The sequence below is a fragment of the Glaciecola sp. SC05 genome, assembly GCF_041380235.1.
Classification (GTDB): domain Bacteria; phylum Pseudomonadota; class Gammaproteobacteria; order Enterobacterales; family Alteromonadaceae; genus Glaciecola.
Genome location: NZ_JBGIYY010000028.1, coordinates 23,595 through 31,108, shown reverse-complemented (window position 1 = coordinate 31,108; position 7,514 = coordinate 23,595). Strand labels below are relative to the sequence as shown.

Sequence of the window (7,514 nt, the reverse complement as noted above, 5' to 3'; positions counted from 1 at the left end):
GGGGTCATTTTTACACTGCCGTTAACAACCTGGGCCACATAAATATAAAGTAGCGACTGTAGAGCGGCTAGATATCCCCAATACGCTCAACCGGAAGTTCGATGTTGATGCGCCCAACCAAGCGTGGTGCGGTGATATTACTTTTATTTGGACAGGCAGTAGTTGGAGTTATGCCGCCGTAGTAATTGACTTATTTAAGCGGCGTGTTGTTGGCTATTCAATGTCATCAAGGCCTGATGCAAATTTAGCTATTAGAGCGTTAGATATGGCTTATGAGATGCGTGGCAGGCCAAAAGGAGTGATGTTCCATAGCGATCAAGGTTGCCAATATACCGCTCGCAAATTTAGGCAACGGCTGTGGCGTTATCAAATAAAACAGAGCATGAGTCGTCGCGGTAATTGTTGGGACAATAGCCCAATGGAACGGGTATTTAGAAGCTTGAAATCTGAATGGATACCGTCAACAGGATACGATTCAGAAGCAGAAGCAAAACGAGATGTGAGCAAATTCCTAATGAATTATTATAACTGGGAAAGGCCACATCAATTTAATAAAGGCATATCACCAGCGAAAGCAGAAGAATTAGCTAAAAAGGTGTTCGGGTATGCTTGACCACAACACCTCATTACATTGCTTTGGTTTTCTGCTGTTAACCTATTAAAATATATAGCCTTAAAGGCTAAATTTTGGTCCATTCCATTGTGATACCCGGTAAGGTGCACGTTGTCGATTTCCCATTGTGTTCCTTCTAACTCATTTAAATACCATTGTTGCGGATTATCTTTTTTGTTTACTATTAGGCCTTTTTGCCATTGTTGTACATGAACATACTCATGGCCTACGGTTGATATTAATCTTTCAGCCGAGCTAAATGAATCTCTGTAGAAAGATAGTACACCATCTTTACTTACACTCGCGGCCACATTGCCGACTGTATTAGGTTCTATTAATATTGCTGTTGGCGAACTAGCATCCTGTCCTAAGTAATCTGTCGCCAGTGCGACTGCTTTTTCATAGTCTTTCGAGGCGATTGCACTATTTACTGCTTTTTTAGTCTCGGTGAATCTGGCGGCAGGCTCTCTATTAAATGTTTGAGCGAAAGTATCAGTGATTGCACCGTTAGCAAACTTCCCCCCTGTAACACTCGAGTGTGTTTCACCAACCGTTTTTCTGACAGTTGCTGTGTCATTTTTTCCGCAATATTGTTAATAGCTGAATTAATCGCAAACGTTCCATACCCACTTAGACCATCACTAGCATTTACATAGGTGCCAATGGCAGCCGTGAATGCGCCCCTTATTGCACCTGAAGACGATACTCCGTGAGCGCGCGCAAACTCGCAGTTCCAGTAACCAGAACAAGCTGGCGCAGCAGGACCGCATGCGAGTGAAGCAATATTGCCTAAGCTTTGAACCAAGTTCTTACCAAACACTTTAGACAGCCCTTTGATAACCGCTCGCGTAATCTTTTTGAAAGGATTTAAACTTATGTATCCGCTTGGGTCTGTCATCGTCATCGGATTATCCAAGACGTATGAATAACGGTTAAAACTTTGGCTATCATTTGGAGCCTGAATGAAGGGGTCGGCCTGAAGAAATCGCCCCAAAGTAGGATCGTAAATCCGACCATTCATATGGATAATTTGGACACCTACACTATATGCGAATTGGCGGAAGTGTGCTCCTTGTATAGAAAACAAATCCAAATATTTTTATCCTACAATAACAGATATCGATATTTCATCTGGTTTATCTTTTAAAGTCTCGCCAGGATGTGGCGGGTTAAACATCTGCATAATTATTTTCCTCAATTTCTTAACTTAATCTTGCTTTACACCTTTTGTATTGCCGGTCTTAAACAGAGTCTCCAAACATTTGTGCTTACACGATTTGATCATTGCTATGCCTTATATTTACACCTACAGTGGATCGAGTGGCGATACACAAATAATGACCAAATGAAATATTCTTTTCGGCACTTGTATTTATTCATTTATCGCAAAGTTAAGGCAATAGTTATTCGGCTAATGTTATTGCGATAAATAAAGTGACTTGATATTTTTTAAAAGATAGAACCTGAATTACCCATGTTTGTCGCTATGCTAGACAATGCAAAAGACAGCATCAAAATAGCCAATCAATTAAAAGCTATATCACTTACTCCAAACGATCATTCACACCATGAATGATAAGCATAGTTTATATACTCTTTTTTTATTGTCCTTTCTCTTTTAGTCTGATTGCAATACAGCATACAAACAGTCTTAGACACTAAACGTAAGTCAATAAAGTTCCATTGCTTACAGCAAGTAAAAATCAAAGAGGAAATCACATGTCACAATACCAACAAGACATTCAAAAATTTGCAGAGTTAAAAAATACCCAAGGTACTGCATGGAATGCCATCAGTCCTGAATATGCAGCTCGCATGAAGGCTCAAAACCGCTTTAAAACAGGGCTTGATATCGCTAAATATACAGCGGCGATCATGCGCCAAGACATGGCTGAGTATGATGCAGATAGCGCGCAATATACGCAGTCTCTAGGTTGCTGGCACGGATTTATAGGGCAACAAAAGATGTTGGCGGTTAAAAAGCACCAGGGCACGGTGAAAAAAAGCTACCTATATTTGTCTGGCTGGATGGTGGCAGCGTTACGCTCACAATTTGGGCCTCTACCTGACCAATCTATGCATGAGAAAACCTCTGTATCTGCTCTTATCGAAGAGCTTTATACATTTTTACGTCAGGCCGATGCACGCGAGCTGGGCACATTGTTTAATGAGCTTGATGCCGCAAAAAATAACGGCGGTGATGTTGCTGCAGTGCAAGCCAAAATTGATAACTTCGAAAGCCACGTGGTGCCGATCATTGCTGACATTGACGCTGGTTTTGGTAACGAAGAAGCCACCTACTTATTAGCAAAGCAGATGATTGAAGCAGGTGCTTGCTGTATTCAAATCGAAAACCAAGTATCTGATGCCAAGCAGTGTGGCCACCAAGACGGTAAAGTTACCGTCCCCCACGAAGACTTTTTAGCGAAAATCAACGCAGTGCGTTACGCCTTTTTAGAGCTTGGTGTCGACGACGGCGTAATTGTTGCTCGCACCGACTCATTGGGTGCTGGTCTGACGCAAAAGATCCCAGTGTCGCAAAGCGAAGGCGACTTAGCGGCTCAGTACAACGCGTTTTTAGAGACAAACCCAGTCAACAGCATTGACGAATTAGGCGAAGGCGATACCGTCATGAAACTTGACGGAAAGCTCGTAAAACCAGTGCGCTTACCCAACGGTTTGTACAAATTTAAAGAAGACACCGGCGTAGAGCGCGTTGTTTTAGACTGCATAACCAGCCTGCAAAACGGTGCAGATTTACTATGGATAGAAACCGAAAAACCCCATGTTGGGCAAATCGCGGAGATGGTTAATGCAATCCGCAAAGAAGTGCCAAACGCCAAACTTGTTTATAACAATAGTCCGTCGTTTAACTGGACCTTGAACTTCCGCCAGCAAGTTTTTGATGGATGGACAGAGCAAGGAAAGGACACTACTGGATATGACCGCAATGCCCTTATGTCTTCGGTATATGATGATACTGAACTGGCAACTGAAGCAGATGATAAAATACGGACTTTCCAAGCAGATGCAGCCCGTGAAGCAGGTATTTTCCATCACCTGATCACTCTACCGACCTACCACACCGCTGCCTTGTCTACCGACAACTTAGCAAAAGGTTACTTTGGTGACGACGGTATGCTCGCTTACGTGAAGGGTGTACAGCGCCAAGAAATTCGCCAAGGTTTAGCCTGTGTTAAGCACCAAGCGATGGCTGGCTCTGACCTAGGCGACACTCATAAAGAGTATTTCTCAGGTGAGCAAGCACTGAAAGCTTCTGGCGATGACAACACCATGAATCAATTTGATGTAGTAGCGTAAACTAGCATTCAAAACTACAGATAACGATTACTCTTGTTCAGCGCCCTTCGGGGCGTTTTTTTTGTTTTAACATTCATGGGCGTGATGTTAATTTAAAATATATAATATTTCAAAACACTGTTTTAAGCATTTTTAGCATATAAATCATAATGTTAAGTGAAGATGCACTATTCATGCTACTAATGGATTATCTTGAGCTTATCGTAAATGCTTATATACTTCCTCACTTGGCCAAACGTAAGGGAAAGTTGTAATTGAATATTGCAAAAGTGGATCTTAATTTACTCGTTTATCTTGATGTATTGCTCAGAGAGGGCAGCGTCACCAAAGCGGCAAATCAGCTTAGCATTACTCAACCTGCCATGAGCAACGGTTTAAAACGTTTACGCGACTTGTTTAAAGACCCCTTATTAGTGCGAACTAGCGACGGTATGACTCCAACTAAACGCGCGCTAGAACTGCAGCCGGTGATCCGTGATGTATTAAGTCGCTTGGAATCTTCTATTCAGCCTGATGTGGAGTTTGACCCCGCATCTAGCGATCGTACCTTTCGGATAATGACGAGTGACTACGCCGAATCAACCTTGCTGCTAGAACTGATTGGCAAGCTCTCAAAGCTAGCGCCAAATATTACCTTAGATTTAATTACCCCAAGTGACGTGACCTTCCACGACGTTGAACAAGGCAAGGTAGACATGGCAATTAATCGCTTTGACGAGTTGCCGCTATCGTTCCATCAAAAAGTCATTTGGTACGACTCCTTTGCCTGCGTGATTAGCTCCGACCATCCTGCCAAAGACAACTTTGATTTAAACGCGTATTTGCAAGGTCAACACATTTGGGTGAGCAAAACTGGTTTTGGTGTGGGTGTAGGGATTGATCCTACCGAAGTACAAAAACTCGGTTGGGTAGATGCAGAGCTGACTAAACTGGGGAAGCAGCGAGACATTCGCGTATTTACTCGCCACTATCACGCCGCACTGCAGTTAGCAAAAATGCAAAATTTGATCGCAACACTGCCTAGTAAAGCGGCCAAGATTTTTAAAGACGATCCGGCTATCACGGTAGTAAAACCGCCGTTTGACATCCCGCCTATTGCTTTAAAAATGGCATGGAGTGCCCTACTTCATCACGACGCCGGTCATATTTGGCTCAGGCGCCTCATAAACGAAGTGGCTGAGGAAATGACGCAAAGCACCTAGCCGCTGTTTTGCAACACATAGGGCCAGTAGCCGCTTGTTTCGTGATGTACAGGCACACTCAAACATGCTTTGATGATGAATGCCAACCATCATTCACACTGTGAATGCTAAATATACCCACCATACACTAAACATTAATATAGTAGTCTCATACACTGTAGCCATGAGCTTAACTTAGGAAAACGCTATGTCAGCATATATTGCAAAGGGTCGACTACAAATCGCGGCACCATTATATTCATTTTTAAGCGAGCAGGCACTTCCTGGGACCCACGTTAGTGAAGCCCAATTTTGGCAAGGTTTTGAAGCTGTTTTAAACGATTTTACTGAGCGCAATCATGGTTTGTTAAATAAGCGTACAGCACTACAAAACGCGATTGACGAGTTTCATCAGCAGCATAAGCAGGCGGACTTCTCTCAATATAAAGCATTCTTACTGAGCATTGGTTATTTAGATGATCAGCAAACAAGCACGCGCATTACCACAAGCAATGTCGATAACGAGATAGCGCATATTGCCGGGCCACAATTGGTGGTGCCAATCAATAACGCTAGATACGCGGTTAACGCAGTTAACGCTAGATGGGGCAGTTTATACGATGCCTTATACGGCACCGATGCCATTGCAATTACCCCTGACACGCGCAATTTTGGCCCCTACAACCCGGTTCGTGGCAGTCAAGTGGTTATGCAAGCCAGAAAATACCTAGACACCGTCGCCCCGCTTGCGCAAGGTAGTCACACACAAAGCATAAAGTATTATATCGACAAGCAGCAATTAATGGTTGCCCTGAGCACCAGCAAAGTCAGCGCACTGGACGACCCTAGCCAATTTGTGGGCTATCAAGGCTCAATAGATGCGCCAAGCGCAATATTGCTCAAGCACAATGGCCTGCATGTAGAAATTCAAATTGATGCAAATCATCCGATAGGCAAAACTGACCTAGCGCATGTGAAGGATCTCCTAATTGAATCAGCTATCACCACTATCATGGATTGCGAAGATTCGGTCGCCGCTGTGGATGCTGAGGATAAAACCTTGGTATACAGCAACTGGCTTGGTTTGATGCAGGGCAACTTAGCAATCGACATCAGCAAAAACGGCGTATCATCGCAAAGAAAAATGCATGAAGACCGCATTTACCATGGTCTTGACAGCGACAATGCTGCCCCCCTCACACTCTCTGGTCGAAGCTTAATGTTTATCAGAAATGTTGGCCACCTCATGCAAAACGACGCCATTTTATTTGACGATAAGCCAATCTTTGAGGGGATCATGGACGGCGTAATCACTAGCCTTATTGCCAAACACGATCTATTGAAAAACAGTCCGTTTGAAAACAGCAAAACCGGCAGCGTTTACATCGTAAAACCGAAAATGCACGGCCCAGAAGAAGTCGCGTTTACCCATGATATGTTCAGCGCCATCGAGACTGTGCTTGGGCTCGCAAAAAACACCCTGAAGATTGGCATTATGGATGAAGAACGTCGCACTAGTTTAAACTTGGCCGCCTGTATCGCAAAGGCTAGTGAGCGCGTTGTATTTATCAATACCGGCTTTTTAGACCGCACAGGTGACGAAATACACACCTCAATGCTCAAAGGACCTTTTGCGCCCAAGGCAGAACTAAAAAATCGTGCTTGGTTGCCTGCCTATGAAACCGCAAATGTCATGACCGGCATTCAATGCGGCTTGGCTGGAAAGGCCCAAATTGGCAAAGGTATGTGGCCTATTCCTGAGAATATGGCACAAATGATGGATGCGAAAATTGCACATCCCCAAGCTGGCGCAACAACCGCATGGGTGCCGTCACCAACTGCTGCTACCCTACACGCTTTGCACTATCATATGGTCGACGTGCATGCTGTTCAAAGCCATTTAAAAACGCAAAGCTTTGAAGGCATAGACACGATATTGCAAGTCCCGCTGTTAGAAAAAGGCCGGGTATTAAGCAACAGCCAAATTCAGTTAGAACTCGATAATAATGTACAAGGAATTTTAGGCTATGTAGTACGCTGGGTGCATCAAGGTATTGGTTGCTCAAAGGTGCCTGATATCAACAACGTTGGCTTAATGGAAGATCGCGCGACCTTGCGCATATCAAGTCAGCATATCGCTAATTGGTTAGAGCATGGCTTAGTGACTGAGCAGCAGGTCAACGAATCACTTGAGCGCATGGCAAAGTTAGTCGATAAGCAAAATCAGACTGACAGTGAATACATTCCAATGCTGCCCGATTTGGCCAACAGCATCGGATTTCAAGCTGCTAAAGACCTCATTTTTTTAGGTAAAACACAGCCAAATGGCTACACCGAGCCGCTGCTGCACCAACGCCGAAGAGAGATGAAGTCGCGCTTAGCTGACAATAAGGCTTAGT

General features: G+C 43.9%; 4 protein-coding genes and 1 pseudogene. 4 read left to right on the top strand and 1 reads right to left on the bottom strand.

The features are described from left to right. Positions 1–25: 25 nt before the first annotated feature. A pseudogene (locus AB9H30_RS18795) lies at positions 26–613 on the top strand (IS3 family transposase); the annotation flags it as partial. A 427-nt stretch (positions 614–1,040) separates the two neighbouring features. Here AB9H30_RS18795 and AB9H30_RS18790 read toward each other — a convergent pair. Further along, positions 1,041–1,700: an RHS repeat domain-containing protein gene (locus AB9H30_RS18790; protein ID WP_371196337.1), complete on the bottom strand. Its 660-nt coding sequence runs from the start codon at positions 1,698–1,700 to the stop codon at positions 1,041–1,043. Positions 1,701–2,332: 632 nt separating this feature from the next. Between AB9H30_RS18790 and AB9H30_RS18785 the strand changes: the two genes are divergently transcribed. The 3 genes from AB9H30_RS18785 to AB9H30_RS18775 all read left to right on the top strand — a co-directional run bounded on the left by AB9H30_RS18785 (position 2,333) and on the right by AB9H30_RS18775 (position 7,513). Then, complete coding sequence (locus AB9H30_RS18785; protein ID WP_371196335.1) at positions 2,333–3,934, top strand: isocitrate lyase; 1,602 nt, start codon at positions 2,333–2,335, stop codon at positions 3,932–3,934. Positions 3,935–4,188: 254 nt separating this feature from the next. Further along, positions 4,189–5,136, top strand: a complete 948-nt coding sequence (locus tag AB9H30_RS18780; RefSeq protein ID WP_371196334.1) for a LysR family transcriptional regulator — start codon at positions 4,189–4,191, stop codon at positions 5,134–5,136. 187 nt (positions 5,137–5,323) lie between these two features. Beyond that, positions 5,324–7,513, top strand: a complete 2,190-nt coding sequence (locus tag AB9H30_RS18775; RefSeq protein ID WP_371196333.1) for a malate synthase G — start codon at positions 5,324–5,326, stop codon at positions 7,511–7,513. Position 7,514 lies beyond the last annotated feature (1 nt).